Annotated in this window: 13 protein-coding genes and 1 other annotated feature; of the genes, 12 read left to right on the top strand and 1 reads right to left on the bottom strand. The window is 38.6% G+C overall.

Annotated elements, in window-relative coordinates; translation table 11 throughout:
- Positions 1-20 precede the first annotated feature (20 nt).
- The 10 genes from PQ474_RS13595 to tyrS all read left to right on the top strand — a co-directional run bounded on the left by PQ474_RS13595 (position 21) and on the right by tyrS (position 14,527).
- Positions 21-1,775, top strand: a complete 1,755-nt coding sequence (locus PQ474_RS13595; protein WP_273844194.1) for a sensor histidine kinase — start codon at positions 21-23, stop codon at positions 1,773-1,775.
- On the top strand, positions 1,756-3,381 hold the full coding sequence (locus PQ474_RS13590) for a response regulator transcription factor (protein WP_273844191.1): 1,626 nt from the start codon (positions 1,756-1,758) through the stop codon (positions 3,379-3,381). The genes PQ474_RS13595 and PQ474_RS13590 overlap by 20 nt, the downstream gene beginning before the upstream one ends.
- 199 nt (positions 3,382-3,580) lie before the next feature.
- Positions 3,581-5,092: a sugar ABC transporter ATP-binding protein gene (locus PQ474_RS13585; RefSeq protein WP_273844188.1), complete on the top strand. Its 1,512-nt coding sequence runs from the start codon at positions 3,581-3,583 to the stop codon at positions 5,090-5,092.
- 21 nt (positions 5,093-5,113) lie between these two features.
- Complete coding sequence (locus PQ474_RS13580; RefSeq protein WP_273844186.1) at positions 5,114-6,151, top strand: ABC transporter permease; 1,038 nt, start codon at positions 5,114-5,116, stop codon at positions 6,149-6,151.
- A 3-nt stretch (positions 6,152-6,154) separates the two neighbouring features.
- Positions 6,155-7,189, top strand: a complete 1,035-nt coding sequence (locus PQ474_RS13575) for an ABC transporter permease (protein ID WP_273844184.1) — start codon at positions 6,155-6,157, stop codon at positions 7,187-7,189.
- 94 nt (positions 7,190-7,283) lie between these two features.
- Positions 7,284-8,333: a rhamnose ABC transporter substrate-binding protein gene (gene rhaS / locus PQ474_RS13570; protein ID WP_273844182.1), complete on the top strand. Its 1,050-nt coding sequence runs from the start codon at positions 7,284-7,286 to the stop codon at positions 8,331-8,333.
- 96 nt (positions 8,334-8,429) lie between these two features.
- The gene (locus PQ474_RS13565; protein WP_273844180.1) at positions 8,430-8,756 is read left to right on the top strand and encodes an L-rhamnose mutarotase; all 327 of its coding nucleotides are present in this window, start codon (positions 8,430-8,432) and stop codon (positions 8,754-8,756) included.
- Positions 8,757-8,782: 26 nt separating this feature from the next.
- Positions 8,783-12,058 carry an alpha-L-rhamnosidase gene (locus tag PQ474_RS13560; protein WP_273844178.1) on the top strand — a complete coding sequence of 1,092 codons (3,276 nt, stop codon included), beginning with the start codon at positions 8,783-8,785 and terminating at the stop codon, positions 12,056-12,058.
- 492 nt (positions 12,059-12,550) lie between these two features.
- Entirely contained in the window at positions 12,551-13,012 is a 462-nt protein-coding gene (locus tag PQ474_RS13555; RefSeq protein WP_273844176.1) for a MarR family winged helix-turn-helix transcriptional regulator, read from the top strand.
- A gap of 14 nt (positions 13,013-13,026) precedes the next feature.
- Positions 13,027-13,240, top strand: a binding site (T-box leader).
- 42 nt (positions 13,241-13,282) lie between these two features.
- Positions 13,283-14,527, top strand: coding sequence for a tyrosine--tRNA ligase (tyrS, locus tag PQ474_RS13550; protein ID WP_273844174.1), 1,245 nt, complete (start codon positions 13,283-13,285; stop codon positions 14,525-14,527).
- 132 nt (positions 14,528-14,659) lie between these two features.
- Here the strand turns inward: tyrS and katG are convergent, their stop codons facing one another.
- A complete protein-coding gene (katG, locus tag PQ474_RS13545) occupies positions 14,660-16,879 on the bottom strand; it encodes a catalase/peroxidase HPI (protein ID WP_273844172.1) in 2,220 nt (739 codons plus the stop codon).
- 554 nt (positions 16,880-17,433) lie between these two features.
- On the opposite strand from katG, the gene PQ474_RS13540 reads away from it, so the two are divergent.
- Both PQ474_RS13540 and PQ474_RS13535 read left to right on the top strand, forming a co-directional pair.
- Positions 17,434-17,868: a hypothetical protein gene (locus PQ474_RS13540; RefSeq protein WP_273844168.1), complete on the top strand. Its 435-nt coding sequence runs from the start codon at positions 17,434-17,436 to the stop codon at positions 17,866-17,868.
- 66 nt (positions 17,869-17,934) lie between these two features.
- Positions 17,935-18,396, top strand: a complete 462-nt coding sequence (locus tag PQ474_RS13535) for a UPF0158 family protein (RefSeq protein WP_273844165.1) — start codon at positions 17,935-17,937, stop codon at positions 18,394-18,396.
- Positions 18,397-18,535: the final 139 nt, after the last annotated feature.

The raw sequence follows: 18,535 nt of genomic DNA, 5'->3' as shown, positions 1-18,535 counted from the left end.
AATTACTAGTGTCCTATATCATGTTGACAGTCATACCAATGTCGTTGTTAGGCTACATTGCATACAGCCAATATGCAGCTTCGATTGAGGAGCAGGTTGGTGAATATATTCCCAAGTTGCTAGATCAAGCAAATGTGAATATCTCAAACCAGCTTTATGAAATAAAGAGATTGCCAGATTTACTCTATAATTCTAGTCAAGTCATAAGTATTTTAAGAAAAGACCCTTATGATATACGTTCCAAAACATTACAGGATGAGTTTACAGTAAATAATTATTTATCTAGAACTTATATTAACGGGGCCAATCCGCATATTTTAGGTGTATTTATTTTATCCAATAATCGTGTCTATCAAAGCGTCAAGGTCCCTTATTATGATTTCGGCTATGAGTCTCTTCCTTATGGAGAGAATTTTGAATTAAAAGGGAATGAAGAGATGATCATTCTTCCCCATCAAACAACTCTTCATTTTGAAGGAAAACCTCCTTATATCCTATTAATGAGACAATTAACCGATTTTGAAAACCGAAAGAATCTAGGAACCATGTTGATTGCGATTGATAGTAAATTTCTAGAAGGAGTTATAAATAAATTAAATTTAAATTCATATAGCCATGCTGATCTGTGGATGATGGATCAAAGTGGGCGGATCATCTATCATACAAACCCCGAGTACATTGGGAAAGTGGATGAGGAAATCCATCAATACCCTAAAATCAATGGGAGCTTCCGGGCAATGACGGATCATGAAACGAGCCTAATAAGTACGAATCATTTAGAATCTCAGGAGTGGATTTTGGTACATCGCATTTTGGCTAAAGACTTGATGGGAAGAGCAGATATTGTCCGCAATGTAACCATCATAGCGTTTGTGATCTTTGTCATGATTAGTACAGCTATTTCTATTTTAGTAGCATGGCAGGTTTCGAAGCCGCTGAATCGTCTTGCCCGACAAATGGAGCGCGTAGAAAAAGGAACATTCGATGTTGTCCATTCCGATTCTGGAAAAGATGAGGTAGGCATGCTTACGAATCGGTTTAATTCCATGGTCTTAGAAATAAAACATTTAATTAAAGAAAAGTATGAAATTGAGTTAAAGCAAAAAGAAGCTGAGCTATACGCCTTACAATCACAAATCAATCCGCACTTCATGTATAACACACTCGAAACGATTGCTATGGCTGTAGAAGACGACGAAAAGGAAACGGTTGTCAGAATGGTGACCTTGCTAGGGCGGATGTTGCGTTATTCAATCAATAACAAAGATTTGTTAGTTCCTGTTCATAACGAATTGGTTCATATGAAGGATTACCTAACGATACAAAAAATTCGTTTCGAAGACAAACTTGATTTTGTTGTCAACGAAGAGTTTAATACAAAAAAATACTATACGCCTAAGTTTCTTTTACAACCAATTGTGGAGAATGTGGTAAAACATGGAATGGTTTATGGGAAGGTCACGACCATTGAAACTTCTGTCAAGATCGTTCCAAACATTAACACTGGGGTAGAGGAGGTTGTTTTCCAAATAAAAGATAACGGACCTGGTACGAGAGAGGACATTCTAGAAAAGATTCAAACATCACTTAATTCCGATCCAATGGCCAAACGTGATTCACAGTTCGGTTTGATCAATGTGCATGCACGTATTGCCATGAATTTTGGTTTGAACTATGGGTTACAAGTCAACAGCGAGATAGGTGAAGGAACTCAAGTTGAAGTCAGAATTCCGGTTATAGCTGAGGAGGGTATACATGATTGGAAGAAAGATTAAGACAATCATTGTTGATGATGAAAGTCGAATACGTCGCGGAATTGAAAAATTAGTACTCTCATGTGGGGAGGACTGGGAAGTTGTAGCATCGTTTGGTGATGGACAGGAGTTACTAAATGCTTTTACTCTGGAACCAATTGATTTTGATGTGCTACTAACCGATGTAAAAATGCCTGTATTGGACGGCCTTTCTCTCATCAAGGAATTAAAAAAGCTCGCCTCATTCAGCCCAATTGTGATTAGCGGATTTGAAGATTTTTCGTTCTTACAAACAGCCTTGCGTGAAGGTGCGCTAGATTACATTATGAAACCGATTGACAGGGAAGAGTTTAAAGAACAATTAGATAGTGTCAAAGAAAAAATAAAAAAAGAATGGGCTGAACAAGATCTTTTAGAGGTGATCAAGGAGCAAGCAACCAAAGTCTCTGTTACTTTACAAACTGAAAAACTAAGAGAAATGATGAGCAATAAAACAATGGAGCAGTTTGAATGGTCAAATGATTTTCCACAAGGATCATACGTATTGCTGTTTGTTTCGATTGACCGTGCATTGAGTCACTCCCGCTCTATATTGAAAGAGGAATGGAATCGGAAAATCAATATGTATGGGACCATACTAGATGACACGCTAAAGGAATGTAATGTAGAGTATTGGAAATGGAGGGATGAAGGATCTTCCTTTTGGATTCTTTTATTTTTTTCGGATCGATATAAGCGAGAAGGATATATTGAATATGCATCTTCTATTTTAAAACCAGCTCAAACACAAGTACAACAGAAAACATCTCTATCCATTTCTATTGCCATTAGTGATATCATTGAAGATTTATCGTCACTGCCGAACGTGAAGAAAGACGTAATATCCCTTATGAAGTTTCGTTTTATATATGGTGATAACCAAATATTTACCCGGGAATTAGAAGGATTACAGTTACTTGAAAGGAACAACAATAAAGATGAAAAAAATATATCTGGAACTGTAAAAAAACTTATGGTTGCGCTTGAGAATGTAAATGAACAGCATATACAAGTACAACTTGCTCAATTGAATGAAGAACTTAAGATCCTAAATACTTCAAAAGAAATTGAACGATTTATTGAATCCCTAAGAGTTCAAGTGACTCAGTTTTGTATTAAACATTCTACTATTGGAAGTAGTGAGTACATTCATTTGATAGATGGAGGGAAAGAGTTAGATAAAGTTGGGAATTTTGAAGAATTACAACTAGAATTAGAGCGTTGGTTCTTATCTATTATCAAACTTATAGATGAAGAAAAATCCTATGATCAAATTGAAGAAGCGAAAGAATGGATTATTGCTCACCTCCAACAACATATTACGATTGAAAAAATTGCTGCAAAAGTTTATATGAATCCTACTTATTTTTGTGAGTATTTTAAAAATGAAACAGGAGAGACGGTTCTTGAATTCGTCACGCGGTCTAGAATTCATAAAGCGAGAGAATTGTTATTAACATCCAACTTAAAAGTATATGAGATAGCAGAGCAAGTTGGTTATTCTGATACGAAGTATTTTAGTAAATTATTTAAGAAATATTATGGAGAACTTCCTTCAAAATATAAGGAAAGAGTCAAGGTTAAATGATCAAATTAAGTATCAAAAAGACTCACAGACGTTCATCGGTCTGTGAGTTTTTAAGGTTTTATTAAATGGTTTTACAAATATCAGAAAAATAACCCCCTATAACCGAAATTCATCACCTTATGAAAAAGGATCTATTTCTATAATATTCTATGTAAGCGCTACAAAATACGACGAGTGATAGTTTTAAAGGGGTGGGATTATGTCAGAGTATGTTCTTGAGTTAAGGGGGATTACGAAGAAATTTCCTGGTGTTACGGCTCTAGACAATGTTCATTTTAAATTAAAGCCCGGTGAGATTCATGCACTAATGGGTGAAAATGGTGCAGGGAAATCTACATTTATTAAAGTCATTACAGGTGTTCATGCTCCTAATGAAGGAGAGATCTATTTAAACGGTCAAAAAGTAGAATTCTCTAATCCAAAAGAAGCACAAGCATTAGGGATTGCAGCTATTTACCAACACGTAACAAATTACCCTGATCTAAGTGTAACGGAAAATATCTTTATGGGTCATGAGAAAGTCCAAAAAGGTACAAGAAGATTACTTTGGAAACAAATGCATCAGGAGGCAAAAGAAATCCTGAGATCATTAGGATCATCCATTGATCCGAAATCGGAAATGGGGGCACTGAGCGTGGCTCAACAGCAAATTGTAGAGATTGCAAAAGCCATTTCTACAAATGCAAAAATCATCATTATGGATGAACCAACAGCTGCCTTAACAGCAAGGGAAAGTGAGGAGCTTTATAAGATTGCTGAGGAGTTACGTGACCAAGGGGCTTCGATCATTTTTATTTCTCATCGTTTTGAGGATATGTACCGATTGGCGACACAAGTGACGGTGCTACGAGATGCCAAATACATTGGGTCTTGGGAGATAAACGCAATCTCAAATGATGATTTAATCGTCGCAATGGTAGGGCGCGAAATCACACAAGTCTATCCTGATAAGAAGGGTAAAATCGGTGAAGAGCTTCTGAAAGTAAATGGTCTTAGCAAAACAGGGTATTTTGCAGATATTTCCTTTACTCTTCATCGTGGAGAAATACTAGGCCTGACGGGTCTTGTAGGAGCAGGTAGGACGGAAGTTTGTCAATCGCTCTTTGGAATTATGCCTTACGATAAAGGCAAAATCGAACTAAATGGGAAAAGCGTATCAATTCAGAGCCCAAAGGAAGCGATGAAACTCGGAATTGGATACTTGCCAGAAGACCGACAGTTACAAGGACTTGTTCTTCAGTGGGGAATAGGAAGAAACATTACTTTACCTGCTTTATCAAGTATCGGGAAAAAGGGTTGGTTAAACGAAAAGAAGGAAGCAAGCATTGCTAAGGAGCTAGCCGAGAAAGTACATGTAAAAGCGAATAGCATCTTTGATCTTGTCAGTTCATTATCTGGAGGAAACCAGCAAAAAGTTGCGGTAGCTAAGCTTCTAACAAAAGACCTTGATATTATCATCCTTGATGAGCCGACCAAGGGAGTAGATGTTGGGGCAAAGTCGGCCATTTACGAAATTATCAATGAATTAGCTGCACAAGGTTACGGAATTATAATGATTTCCTCTGAAATGCCTGAGGTTATTGGAATGAGTGATCGTATTGCCGTCATGCGTGCAGGGAGAATAACTAAGGTCTTGGATCGAGCAGAAGTTTCGCAAGAGGTTATTCTCGAAGCTGCGATGACGGACTTATCCAAGAAGGACGCTGGATAAGAGAAAGGAAAGAGGTGAAAAATGATGGCCGAAAGTGCTTTAGTCAACCCAAGCATGGATGAAAAAGAACGAAAAACTTCTAAACTAGCTGCGATTTCTAAATTTCGAGAATTAGGGTTACTTGCCTTTATAATCTTGCTTTGTATCTTTGTTCAAACTCGTAATTCAAGTTTCCTCACAGTTGGCAATCTAACCGATTTAATTACAAACACAGCCATACTTAGTATTCTCGCCTTAGGAATGATGCTTATTTTAATTACGAGAGGAATCGACTTATCGATTGGATCTACTCTTGCCTTATCTGGAATGATTGTGGCACAGGTAGTAAGTGTGAATCAGGGGCTTCCGCCAATAGTAGCCATTTTGCTTGGAATTAGCGTTGGGATTGTTTGCGGAGTGATGATTGGGTTTCTCGTTTCGAAGTTAGGGATTTTACCGATCATTGCAACTTTAGCGATGATGAATATTTTTAGAGGGCTAACCTTTACCGTTAGTGATGGCCAATGGGTGAGTTCCTATCAAATGCCTGAACGTTTTGTATCCATTGCAACTAGTCAAATTCTTGGTGTGAATACACTCGTATTTGTCGCCATTATCATTTATATGGTTGCCTATTACTTTATTAACCATACAACAACAGGAAGACAAATATATGCAGTTGGAAGCAATCCTGCTTCTGCAAAAGTAAGCGGTATCAATGAAACAAAGATCCTAATGATTGTTTACATGATTATGGGGGGACTATCCGGCTTATGCGGCGTTTTATGGGTTTCTAAATTTGCATCGGCCCAAGGGGATACGGCTTCTGGCTTTGAATTAACGGTCATAGCCGCTTGTATTCTTGGCGGGGTAAGCATTGCTGGTGGATCAGGAAAAATATCTGGAGTCATTTTAGGAGCTATTTTATTAGGGATTTTAAACAATGCCCTTCCATTAATGAATGTTTCTCCATTCTGGCAAATGGCCATTCAAGGCTCGATCATACTTATTGCTGTCGTCATTAACACCATAGTTAAGCGAGGCGTGGATCGAAACAATCTACTAAGGAGGAGGATCTAGCAAATGGAACCAAGAGTCGTTAATCAAAATGAGTACGTCCAAAGAACTCTGGTTAATAAAGAAGCCTTCTCTTTGAAAAAGTTTTTCTTCCAATGGGAGTGGCTCTTAATCTTAGTTTTCATTGTATTAATGGTAATTAACACGAATATCTCTCCTTATTTCTTAAGTGCTACGGGGTTAAGAGATGCAACGATGATTTTCTTAGATAAAGCATTTATCGTCTTTCCAATGGTCATGATCATGATCCTTCGTGATATTGATATATCGGTTGGTTCTACGGTTGCCTTATCTGCTGTTGTCATGGCAACTCTCTACAACCGTCTAGGTGTTCCGATGGAAATGGCTATTGTCATCTGCCTAATGGTTGGAGCGCTTTGCGGATTAATTAACGGTCTACTGATTGTGAAATTCAAAGAGCTTTCAGCTGTTATTGTCACGTTAGGTACGATGATTTTATATCGCGGGATTGCTTATGTCATTCTTGAAGACCAAGCTTCTGGTAACTTTCCAGAATGGTTTAGTTTCTTCGGATGGGGAAGTGTCGCAGGAATTCCGTTCATCCTAATCGTCTTTACGATTTTTGCCATCGCTTTTACGTTACTGCTCCATAAAACAACCTTTGGCAGACAAATCTATGCGATGGGGAATAACGATACTGCGAGTCGATTCTCAGGTGTTCAAGTCGATAAAGTGAAAGTGATTGTGTTTGTCTTAGCTGGTTTAATGGCAGCAATTACGGCGATTTTTCTAGCCTCAAGAATGGGGAGCACAAGACCAAATGTTGCGATGATGTACGAACTGGATGTTATTGCCATGGTTGCATTAGGTGGAATTAGTACAGCTGGAGGAAAAGGCAGAATGATTGGTGCGATTATCGCTGTTTTCATCATTGGTTACCTCCAATACGGGTTAGGGTTAATTAATATTCCTTCCCAAACGATGCTGGTTATCGTAGGAATCCTGTTAATTGTTTCGGTTGCGATACCGAAGCTGAATGTAGGGACCAAATTTAAAAAAACAGAAAAAAGAAAAACGTAAATTAGTTACCTAGCCGTAAATTACTTTCGAGAGTAGTGAACGCAATTTACGGCTTAAGTATAAAAACACTACACTAAGAAAAGGGGTTAAGGACATGAAGAAATTTTTATCAAGATGGGCGACAATTGGATTAACAGTAGCCATGCTTACGGCTTGTGGAGGAGGAGAAAGTACTACAAGTGAGCCTACAGATACAGGAAGTGATGATGGCGGTACAAAGACATATGCCATGGTATTTAAGAACACAGGAAATCCATATGGTGAAAAAATGATGGATGGATTTGAAGAAGCGATTAAGGAAGTGGGGGGGGGAGTCATCCTTCGTTCTCCAGATCAACCGACAGCAGAAGGACAAATTCAAATCATTGAACAATTAATCACTCAGCAAGTGGATGCAATTGCAATTGCAGGAAATGATTTCGATGCCCTTCAGCCAGTATTGACAAAGGCGATGAATGCAGGCATTCAAGTCGTTTCTGTCGACTCAGCTGTAAACGCTAACAGTCGCCATGTTCACGTCAATCAAGCAGATCCAGAACGTATTGGACGTTCACAAATTCAAGCAGTAGCTGAAATGATTGACCAGGAAGGACAGATAGCTGTATTAAGTGCTACGTCTCAAGCAGCTAATCAAAATCTATGGATTGAATGGATGAAAAAAGAATTAGAAGAGCCTGGCTATGAGAACATGGAGCTTGTTAAAGTGGCATACGGTGATGATTTACGAGACAAGAGTACATCAGAAGCAGAAGCATTGCTTTTATCCTATCCAGATCTAAAAGCGATCATTGCTCCAACAACTGTTGGGATTGCAGCAGCGGGTAAAGTGTTGACTGACAAAGGTTTACAAGGACAAATTGCTTTAACTGGTCTTGGGTTACCTAGTGAAATGGCTTCGTACATTCAAAACGGTGTGTCACCAGCGATGTTCTTATGGAATCCAATCGATGTAGGGTATGGTGCAGGTATGGCTGCTCATGCATTGGTTGAAGGTGAAATCACTGGTGAAGTGGGTGAGTCTTTTGAGGCTAGTCGACTTGGTGGAAAAGAAGTGGTAGAAGACGGAGACGGAACACAAATTATGTTAGGGGATCCTTACCGTTTTGATGCTGAAAATATCGATGAGTGGAAAGAAGTATATTAAAACATCTATGGTTTGACTCGATTATATTAATGGAAAGTGAATTGAAAATTTCTATTAAAGAGGGAGTCAGACCCTTTCTTGTTAAGGGAGGCAGTGATGAAAAAAAGTAATAAATTCGCTTGGACTTGGACGATTAAGGATGAGTGCTTAGAAGAGTACGTGAGATTACATGAACAACCCTGGGAGGAAATCTTAGACGAACATTCAAGGGCAGGAATTAAAAATTACTCTATCTTCCAAAATGGAACACAGTTTTTTTATTGTTTTGAATGCGATGATGTTGACCAAGCTTTTGCTTATATTGCTAAGAGCGATGTTTGCAACAAGTGGAACGCAATTACTTCTACTATGGTAAAAGGTTCATTTGATTTTCAAGAAACCGAACCAATTAAAGCGATGAAGGAAGTTTTTTATCTGGAATAAATTTAACAATAATAGGAGGTATACAAATGGTTATAAGACATTCTTTCAATGTGTTTCTCATGTTCATTTTACTATTTAGTATCGTCATCCCTACCTTCGAGACTACTAGTGCAGCTGAATCTTCAACAATAGAAAACCTTAACGTAGAATATATGAAAAACCCAGTAGGGATTGACTCAGAAAAGCCAAGGTTCAGTTGGAATATGAAATCTACTACTCGTGGAGCCAAACAGCATGCCTATGAGATTTTCGTTGCTGAAAGTGAGAAAAAGTTAGAAGCTGGCGATTATTTTTGGACGAGCGGAAAGGTGTCATCACCTCAATCCGTGCATATTAAGTATTCAGGTAGTAATCCATTAGAACCAGGTACCCGCTATCATTGGAATGTGAAAGTGTGGGATCAACATAACAAATTGCTAGAATCAACTGAGAATGCTTATTTCGAAACAGGCTTAATGAGTACTGATGGAAAAACAAATTGGGAAGGGGCAAAATGGATTACGGATAACAAGGGAGAAACGAACCCTAACGTTACATTGTTTCGTACAGAAAAGGATCTAAATGAAAAGCCGATTAAGAGTGCTCAATTATTTATCACTTCCTTAGGGATTTATGAAGCTTTCATTAATGGAGAAAAAGTGAAACTATTGCAAGAAGATGGAAACGTCGTTGAAGAGACATTCAATCCAGGTTGGACTGATTATAATTCGTATGTTAATTACCAAGCTTACGATGTCACAAGTTACCTATCTAGTAATTCTAAGGTTAGCTTGGGAGTTATGGTTGGAAAAGGTTGGTTTGCTGGGCGCATCGGTTCAGTTGGTGAATATTCCAAAGTGAACGGAAAGAAATTGGGCTTGTTAGCAAAAATGGTGATTACTTATGAGGATGGCAGTAAGTCGGTTATTGTGACGGATGAAAAAAATTGGAAATCAAGCAATAAAAGTCCGATTCTAGCAAATGATTTTTACGATGGCGAGGTTTATGACGCAAATATCGCGCAAGAAATAGAAGGATGGAATGATATTGAGTTTGATGAGAGTCAGTGGTCTCCTGTAAAAGCTTTTACCTATAATGGAAAAGTGAAGGGAAGTAGACGTGCTTCAGCTCGCATTGCAGAAGAATATACTCAACATCCAATTCAAGCCTTTAAATATAGTGAAATTGAACCATCTACCGTAAATGGAGGAGAGTCACCTTATGAATTTGGTCATGCGGTTACAATGGATCTTGATGTAAATTCAGATATCACTCTAAAAAAAGGTGAAACACTAATCATTGATATGGGTCAAAACATGGCTGGTGTACCGAATATGAAAGTATCTGGGAATGCAGGTACCACTGTTACAATGAGGTTTGCAGAAATGCTTAATGACGGTAGAGTAAATCCAAAAATAGCGTCAGGTGGAAGTGACGGTCCAAAAGACACTTTATATCGAAAAGCATTAATGACTGCAGAACAGACAAATAAATATATCCTTTCAGGTCAAGAAGTAGAGGAATACCAGCCAACATTCACATTCCATGGGTATCGTTATATGGATATTAAGGCTGATCAAGATATCATCATTAAATCTGTAGAAGGTAAAGTTGTCACTTCAGTAGCTGAACAGACTGGGGAAATATCGACCTCTAATGAAGATGTAAATAAGCTTTTTAACAACGTATTATGGGGGCAGAGATCGAATTATTTATCGATTCCGACTGACAATCCTCAACGGTCGGAGAGAGCTGGTTGGACAGGTGATGTTCAATTGTTTGCTCAGACAGCGGTTTATAATTACAATACCATTCCGTTTCTAGAGAATTACAATGAAATCATGGATTCTCACAACAAAGATCAAAATGGTTGGTACGGAAGTGTAATGCCAACAGCATTTATAGGTTTTCTAGCAAATACAGTTGCCTCTGGTTGGAGTGATGCTGGTATCATCGTTCCTTGGGTGTTATACCAACAAACAGGAGATCCGACAGTTATAGAAAAATCATTCCCGCAAATGGATAGATATATGGATTATATAGGAGCAAATGGTTATAGTACAGGACTGTATGGAGATTGGCTCGCGTTTGAGGCAACTTCTACTGTTTTTCTAAATACTGTGTATCGTGCCTATGACGCACAGCTCATGAGCAAAATGGCTAAAGCCATCGGTAATGAGTCTATGGTGCAGAAATACGACACTTTGTTTCAAGAGGTTAAGTCTGATTTTATCCAAAAATACCTTGATGAAGAGGCTAATCTCTTAACGGCAACTGCAGATAATTTCACAGTTTCTAGACATGGATATCCTGGAGCAGATAATGCGCAAACAGGATTATTATGGGCAATCAAACTAGGTCTATACGAGACTGACAATCAAAAAGAAACGATGATTGAAAATCTAACTACAAATATTAAAAACGAGGGCAGCTTAATCCGACCAGATCAACCGGAAAATACATTGGCTGTTGGATTTTTAGGAGTTAACGTATTACTGCCAATTTTATCGGATATTGGATCTGATGAGCTAGCTTATACTCTGTTGTTACAAGATGAAATGCCGTCTTGGTTGTACAGTGTGAAAAATGGAGCAACGACTATTTGGGAAAGATGGAATTCTTATTCGAAAGATGATAGTTTTGGAGACTCCGGTATGAATTCATTCAATCACTATGCATATGGTGCGGTAGTTGAATGGATGTATAACTATATGGCAGGAATTTCAAATAACCCAGATCAACTTGGCTTCCAAAACTTTGTCTTACAGCCTACACTGGATAAGGAAAAGCGTATCACATGGGTAAATGGATCCTATAAGTCTGTGTATGGAGAAATGGAGAGTAATTGGAAGGTTGAGAACGAAGTATTTACCTACGAAGCAACAGTTCCAGCTAATACAACTGCTACTCTTTATCTACCAGCTGTATCAGAAAAAATGGTGATTGAAGGCAAGAAGCTTGCCTCTCAATCGGAGGGAGTAGAGTTTGTTAAATTTGAAAATGGAAAAGCAGTATTTGAGCTTCAGTCAGGTAGCTATGTGTTCCATTCAGTAATTAGCGGATCTGAAATTTCTACAGTTGAGGCGTTAGAGAATCTACTTCAAGATTACATTAGTTCAGGTGATGTAAACAAACCACTGACGAATCAATTAGAAAATAGTTTAAAGCAAGTCAAACATCATCTGAAAAAAGCCTCTTCTAAGCAGGCCGAGCAGCATATGAATAACTTTATTAAGAGTTTAAGTCATAAAGAAGATACTACTTCGAAGACGGCGGAAATACATTTGCTGATAGGAGCGAGATCAGTTATGAATTCGTGGTGATTGTTTGGGAGCTTCAGGCTGTTGAGAAAGTGTTCTCAACAGCCTGTTTTTTTGTTTATTAATCCATGATTAACCGATACTGTGCCCCATCATTCAGCCATTAACTTTAGTCGTCCTAAACAGTATAAAGATACAACTGTTTTTTAAGATATTTTTGATTAAGTGGGTCTTTAATAAGAGAACACCGCATATAGGTGGTCGCGTATTATCCACGGACTTACTCATTGAAGAGAATTAAAAGGCACGTGGGGAAAAAATTTAATATTAGTGTTATTCTCACTATAAAAAATGAAAGGTAATGCGTAGGCGCGGATAACAAACTAAAAAAGATTCACTTCCCAAAGGAAGCTTAATAAAAATGTACTTTACCATTGCATTTGGATCATTCATTTGGTAATATCGTTTCATAGCTAACGATTATCAAAAAAGGGGTGGGTTATTATACATTCATTTAATGAAGATGGAGAGTTACTCCCTGAAGAAATAGAGACAATGAATCGCTTGACGAAGGTACCATCTGCTGAATTAAATCTAGATGCCATATCAGTTGTTACAAATATGTACCGTGCAGCGCAAGGATTAAGAAATAAAATGGAACGAGATGTCCTATCAAAGTATGGTTTATCATGGACGGCTTTTTCCCTACTCTATGACATTTGGGTTTGGGATTCACTAGAGACGAAAAAACTAGCTGAATTATCCGGAGTAAGCAAAGCAACAGTTAGTAATATCACCAATACGTTAGAACGAAAAGAATTATGTTATCGAACAGTCGATAAGAGAGATAGAAGAATAACCTACGTGGCTATTACTGATCAAGGAAAGCAGGTCATGGAAGAATTATACCCAAACTTTCACAAAGGGGAAATAGACATCGTTAGTAGCTTGAATCAGAAAGAGCAGCAAATGGTCTCTCAATTACTTCGAAGAGTGATAAGGCATAATAATTTTTAAACAAGTGAATATCTTAAAAAGCTATGATAGGAATCCAGTAGTAGTTATCTCCCTGTTTAAGAGAGTCGGTGGATGGTGCGAATCGACACATAGATAACACGAATTACACTCCTTGAGCGATCTTTGTTAATCTTGATTATCAAAGACGGACGAATCCGTTATTCGATTAAGGTGGGGGACTTCAATCTCCAACAAGGGTGGTACCGCGTGCAAAACCACGTCCCTTTAGTAGGGATGTGGTTTTTTAATATTTTTTTTGGAGGAATTAGAATGAGCGAAATCGTAAAACACCTTACAACAGAACAGGTAATAGAAGTAAAAAGACAAATGGAGATCTACCGCCAAGGTGTACAAGATATTATTCCAATGGAAGAACTGGAACAGAAAGTAGCAAAATCGGTTCTAGAAAATCGTCCACTTAAAATTAAGTTAGGATTAGATCCGTCAGCCCCAGACGTCCATTTAGGTCATACAGTGGTTTTAAAGAAAATGAAGCAGTTTCAAGAGAATGGTCATATGATCCAGTTGTTAATTGGCGATTTTACAGGAAAGATAGGCGATCCAACAGGTAAGTCGGTTGCGAGAAAGCCATTAACAGATAAAGAAGTGAAATACAATGCAAAAACCTACTTCGAGCAATTTGGAAAAGTGGTTGATATGGATAAAGTTGAACTACATTACAATTCGGAGTGGCTATCTAAATTAAGCTTTGAAGAAGTGATTCAACTAGCTGGGAAAATAACTGTCGCAAGACTAATGGAAAGGGACGATTTTGAAGAACGAATGGCTCTTGGCAAACCCATTTCATTGCACGAATTCTTCTACCCTTTAATGCAAGGTTACGATTCTGTCGTCTTAGACTGTGATATTGAACTTGGTGGAACGGACCAGCATTTTAACGTATTAATGGGGAGACATTTTCAAGAAAAGCTTGGCAAAGAAAAACAAGTAGCCATCCTCATGCCGTTATTAGAGGGTCTAGATGGTGTAGAAAAAATGTCGAAATCAAAGAAAAATTATATCGGAATTGACGAAAGTCCGCAAGAAATGTACGGAAAGGCGATGTCGATTCCAGATGAATTAATGAATAAGTATTTTGATTTAATTACGGACTTCTCACCAGGACAAATAGAAACCGTAAAGAGAGAATTGGAAACAGGTGAGCTTCACCCTAGAGATGCAAAGATGTTGCTTGGAAAGACGATCGTCAGAATGTACCATGGCCCTGCGGCTGCAGAAAAAGCAGAGCAGCATTTTGTCTCCGTCTTTCAACAAGGGGTGATTCCAGAAGAGATCCCAGAAATAGAATGGCAAGGAGAAATGGAAAAAACAATTATTGATCTGTTGGTTGATTTAAAATTGTTAAACTCTAAGAGCGAAGCAAGAAGGATGATTGAGAATAGAGGAGTAAAAGTAAATGGGACCAAGGTTGAAGACACAAGTTCACGAATTACTATTACGAATGATTTAATCATCCAAGTTGGAAAACGAAAATTTTTAAAGATTAAGATTTAGGATCAGAAAAAATAAACCTAGCTAACCATGTTGCGTTTACGGTAGCTAGGTTTACTTTCAAATGCAGTATGTTTTTCATCTCACACAAGAAAACCCCCCGTCCAAAAATCTGACGGCGGGCACCTTTGACACTTACTTACTTGTTAGCTGAGCTTTTTTAAGGTCATTGCGCTTAAGATCAAAACGATCCGCATTCATGACTTTAACCCAAGCAGCGATAAAGTCATTTACAAATTTACCTTTGTTATCCTCTTGAGCATAAACTTCTGCAATCGCACGTAGAACGGAGTTTGAACCAAATACTAGGTCCACTCTAGTTGCAGTACGCACAACTTCACCTGTCTTACGATCACGTCCTTCAAATACGTTTCCGTCTACAGATTTCCACTCTACACCCATGTCTAGTAAGTTCACAAAGAAGTCGTTAGTGAGTGTACCAACACGATCCGTGAATACGCCGTGTTTTGTGCCACCGAAGTTTGTACCTAGAACACGCATACCGCCAACAAGTGCAGTCATTTCTGGTGCAGTCAGGTTAAGCAGTTGTGCTTTGTCTACTAGAAGCTCTTCTGCACTTACACTATATTGCTTCTTTTGATAGTTGCGGAAACCATCAGCGACAGGCTCTAGTACGTCAAAGCCTTCAACATCGGTTTGCTCTTGTGTTGCATCTCCACGTCCAGCTGCGAACGGAACCGTAACGTCAAAGCCAAGATCTTGTGCAGCTTTTTCTACTGCAGCACTACCACCTAATACAATCAAATCAGCCAAGCTGACTTTCTTTTCTAATTGATCTTGAATGCCTTCTAATACAGTAAGCACTTTTTCCAGTTGTTCCGGCTGATTCACTTGCCAATCCTTTTGCGGGGCAAGACGGATACGGGCACCATTCGCGCCACCACGCATATCTGAGCCACGGAACGTACTAGCGGAAGCCCAAGCAGTTGTGACTAACTCGCTTACGGTAAGTCCTGAGTCTAAGATTTTTGCTTTAAGTTCTGCTACTTCTGCATCTGTTAATTCATAATCAACCGTTGGTACAGGATCTTGCCAGATAAGCTCTTCTTTTGGAACTTCTGGGCCAAGGTATCTTGTGCGAGGTCCCATGTCACGGTGTAGAAGTTTGAACCATGCACGAGCAAAGGCATCTGCAAACTCTTCTGGATTTTCATGGAAACGACGAGAAATCTTTTCGTAAGCTGGATCCATACGTAATGCCATATCAGCAGTTGTCATGATAGTCGGAACACGAACAGATGCGTCTTCTGCATCTGGTGCAAGATCCTTCTCATCAGGATTAACAGCAACCCACTGATGTGCGCCTGCTGGGCTCTTTGTAAGCTCCCATTCATAACCAAATAAGAGATCAAAGAAACCATTATCCCATTGTGTTGGATTCGCCGTCCAAGCACCTTCAATACCGCTTGTGATGGTGTCACTACCTTTACCGCTGGCGTGTTTGCTTAACCAACCTAAGCCTTGTGCTTCGATAGGAGCAGCTTCTGGTTCGCGACCTACAAGTGCCGCATCTCCTGCACCGTGTGCTTTACCAAACGTATGGCCTCCAGCCACTAGTGCAACTGTCTCTTCATCGTTCATTCCCATACGAGCAAAGGTTTCGCGGATGTCGCGGCCACTTGCAACTGGATCAGGATTACCGTTTGGACCTTCCGGATTCACATAGATAAGACCCATCTGAACGGCAGCAAGTGGATTCTCAAGCTCGCGATCACCTGTGTAACGGTTATCACCTAGCATCTCCGTTTCAGAACCCCAGTAGATGTCTTCTTCTGGTTGCCAAATGTCTGCTCGTCCGCCTCCAAACCCAAATGTTTTACCACCCATGGATTCAATCGCAACATTTCCTGTAAGAAGGAACAAATCGGCCCAAGAGATCTTGTTGCCATACTTTTGCTTAATCGGCCATAATAGTCGACGTGCTTTATCAAGGTTGGCATTGTCAGCCCAGCTGTTAAGTGGAGCAAAACGCTGTGTGCCAGTTCCGCCACCACCACGGCCGTCACCCGTACGATATGTACCTGCAGAGTGCCAAGCCATACGGATAAAGAATGGACCATAATGACCATAGTCAGCAGGCCACCACTCTTGGCTGTCTGTCATTAGATTGTGAAGATCTTGTTTAAGAGCATCATAGTCTAGCTTTTGAAATTCCTCTGCATAGTCAAAGTCTTCTCCCATAGGGTTGGTCTTTCTGTCATGCTGATGTAGAATATTCAAGTTTAACTGGTTTGGCCACCAGTCTCTATTTGTTGTACCACTAGAAGTTTTACTAGTAGCAGCTCCATGCATTACCGGGCATTTTCCAACGTTAGGAGTGTTTTTAGAGTCCATTTGTTATTCCCCTTCCAGAATGTAAATTAAATAGTAAATAATTATGCTTCTCATCTAGAATTTATAAAGCGATAATTATTCTTATGTAATTATTATATTAAACTATTTCTTAAAATGAAAGAAATATATACTGGGAAAATAAATATATTTAGTGACAAGCTGTCCATGATCATCACGAAGAGGGATCAACGGTCAGTAAATCTCTATTAATTGTATGACGAACAGACTGGAAGTAGAAATAGTTTTTGAAAAAGAATTTAAAAAAATGATCGTTAATTGAGAATGAGAATGTACGGAATGATTAAAACAAATTCATTTAATTGAATGAGAATGAGTATGTGAAAGTGGAGCGAGAAGAAATGAAGTTCTTAAAGGAGAGGAAGGAACGGATCCATCTTTGAATCTTCTATTTCATTATCAAAAGAGTTAATATTAAATTGAATGTATAGAAAATCACATATTTAATGGGGATCTCTGTGATGTTGTCTACAATTCCCTAGCAGAAAGTATTTAGAGAGTTTCAGCGAATTTGAGGACAAACGTTATTTGATAAAATGAATTTATTCAGTAATGTTAATTGTCTGTACGATGGAAAAACAAGGAGTTTTACAAATGGGAAAAAAACGGGAAGGGTCATCGCCAACATTTGTAAGGATTGCAAAAGAAAAGGTGAAATAGCATATGAAACGTCAACTTCAGACTATGATCGAGAAGTGAATAACCTTAACAAAGCGATTCGAAACTGCTTGATTGTGTACTTACAAAGCTCAAGCTTTTTCTTATTTGAGTATCAAAGAGCACGCTATATAACACGAGATGACTTTGAGTCCGAAATTTTTATTTATCAAGTAAATGCAGATCAAAAATTTGTGGTGGAAAAGACTTTGAAAAGGAATGATGCTTTAATGGACGTATTAGTTAAAAAATATTACGAATCTATGGGAAATGGACACGTCGTTGATTGCGATGGAATTCAAAGTTATAAGTAATAATATTGAATGGGATATCAAATAGACAAATGCAAACTAAAAAAAGAAAACAGGAGGACAAGGTCTATGCAAGTGAAACTGGAAGACATATTAGACGGAATAGAGATGCAATCAGAGGAGAGTCATGCTTATTTTAATCTTGAAACAGGGGGAATCGTTTATGTCTCACGCGAGGCGTTATTGATTGCGGACGACGGCGAGGAATTTGAACATTTACCCGAATGGCAGCAAGATGAAGTGAAGCAAGCGTATGACATAGTAGAAAGCACTGGAAAGTATGTCTCGCTCCCTACTAGCTTTGATATAGATGAGTATGACATGATGGAGAAATTTTGTTATAGCCTTTCTGATCATAAAAAACAAGACATCTTATTACATTCTATTAAGGGAAAGGGAGCATTTCGGCGATTTAAGGATCATGTCAATCGTTTAGGAATTGATGAACAGTGGTATGATTACCGTGATCAAAGGTATAAGGAAATAGCTAAGGAGTTTTGTCAGAGTGAAAATATTGACTATATAGAGTGAGGTATGGAATCAGGGGAGATGACTCTCCTGCTTTCATACGTTCTTCCAAACATACAAGCAGGAGAACTGGAGGGCACTGAAAAAAATACCTTCTTCATTACCCTTAGAGAACCGTGCTTTTCTATTTCCCTTTTACTCC

This window comes from Halalkalibacter alkalisediminis, from assembly GCF_028610705.1.
Classification (GTDB): Bacteria; Bacillota; Bacilli; order Bacillales; family Bacillaceae_D; genus Halalkalibacter; species Halalkalibacter alkalisediminis.
The sequence above is the reverse complement of the archived record's forward strand: the minus strand, read 5'-3'. Positions and strand labels throughout refer to the sequence as shown.

Bases quoted from the DNA above. Each gene is read 5' to 3' on its own strand.
- katG (WP_273844172.1), bottom strand. From the start codon at position 16,879: ATGGACTCTAAAAACACTCCTAACGTTGGAAAATGCCCGGTAATGCAT.
- PQ474_RS13590 (WP_273844191.1), top strand. From the start codon at position 1,756: ATGATTGGAAGAAAGATTAAGACAATCATTGTTGATGATGAAAGTCGA.
- rhaS (WP_273844182.1), top strand. From the start codon at position 7,284: ATGAAGAAATTTTTATCAAGATGGGCGACAATTGGATTAACAGTAGCC.
- PQ474_RS13595 (WP_273844194.1), top strand. From the start codon at position 21: ATGTTGACAGTCATACCAATGTCGTTGTTAGGCTACATTGCATACAGC.
- PQ474_RS13540 (WP_273844168.1), top strand. From the start codon at position 17,434: ATGAATTTATTCAGTAATGTTAATTGTCTGTACGATGGAAAAACAAGG.
- PQ474_RS13560 (WP_273844178.1), top strand. From the start codon at position 8,783: ATGGTTATAAGACATTCTTTCAATGTGTTTCTCATGTTCATTTTACTA.
- PQ474_RS13575 (WP_273844184.1), top strand. From the start codon at position 6,155: ATGGAACCAAGAGTCGTTAATCAAAATGAGTACGTCCAAAGAACTCTG.
- PQ474_RS13565 (WP_273844180.1), top strand. From the start codon at position 8,430: ATGAAAAAAAGTAATAAATTCGCTTGGACTTGGACGATTAAGGATGAG.
- PQ474_RS13585 (WP_273844188.1), top strand. From the start codon at position 3,581: ATGTCAGAGTATGTTCTTGAGTTAAGGGGGATTACGAAGAAATTTCCT.
- PQ474_RS13535 (WP_273844165.1), top strand. From the start codon at position 17,935: ATGCAAGTGAAACTGGAAGACATATTAGACGGAATAGAGATGCAATCA.
- tyrS (WP_273844174.1), top strand. From the start codon at position 13,283: ATGAGCGAAATCGTAAAACACCTTACAACAGAACAGGTAATAGAAGTA.
- PQ474_RS13580 (WP_273844186.1), top strand. From the start codon at position 5,114: ATGATGGCCGAAAGTGCTTTAGTCAACCCAAGCATGGATGAAAAAGAA.
- PQ474_RS13555 (WP_273844176.1), top strand. From the start codon at position 12,551: ATGAATCGCTTGACGAAGGTACCATCTGCTGAATTAAATCTAGATGCC.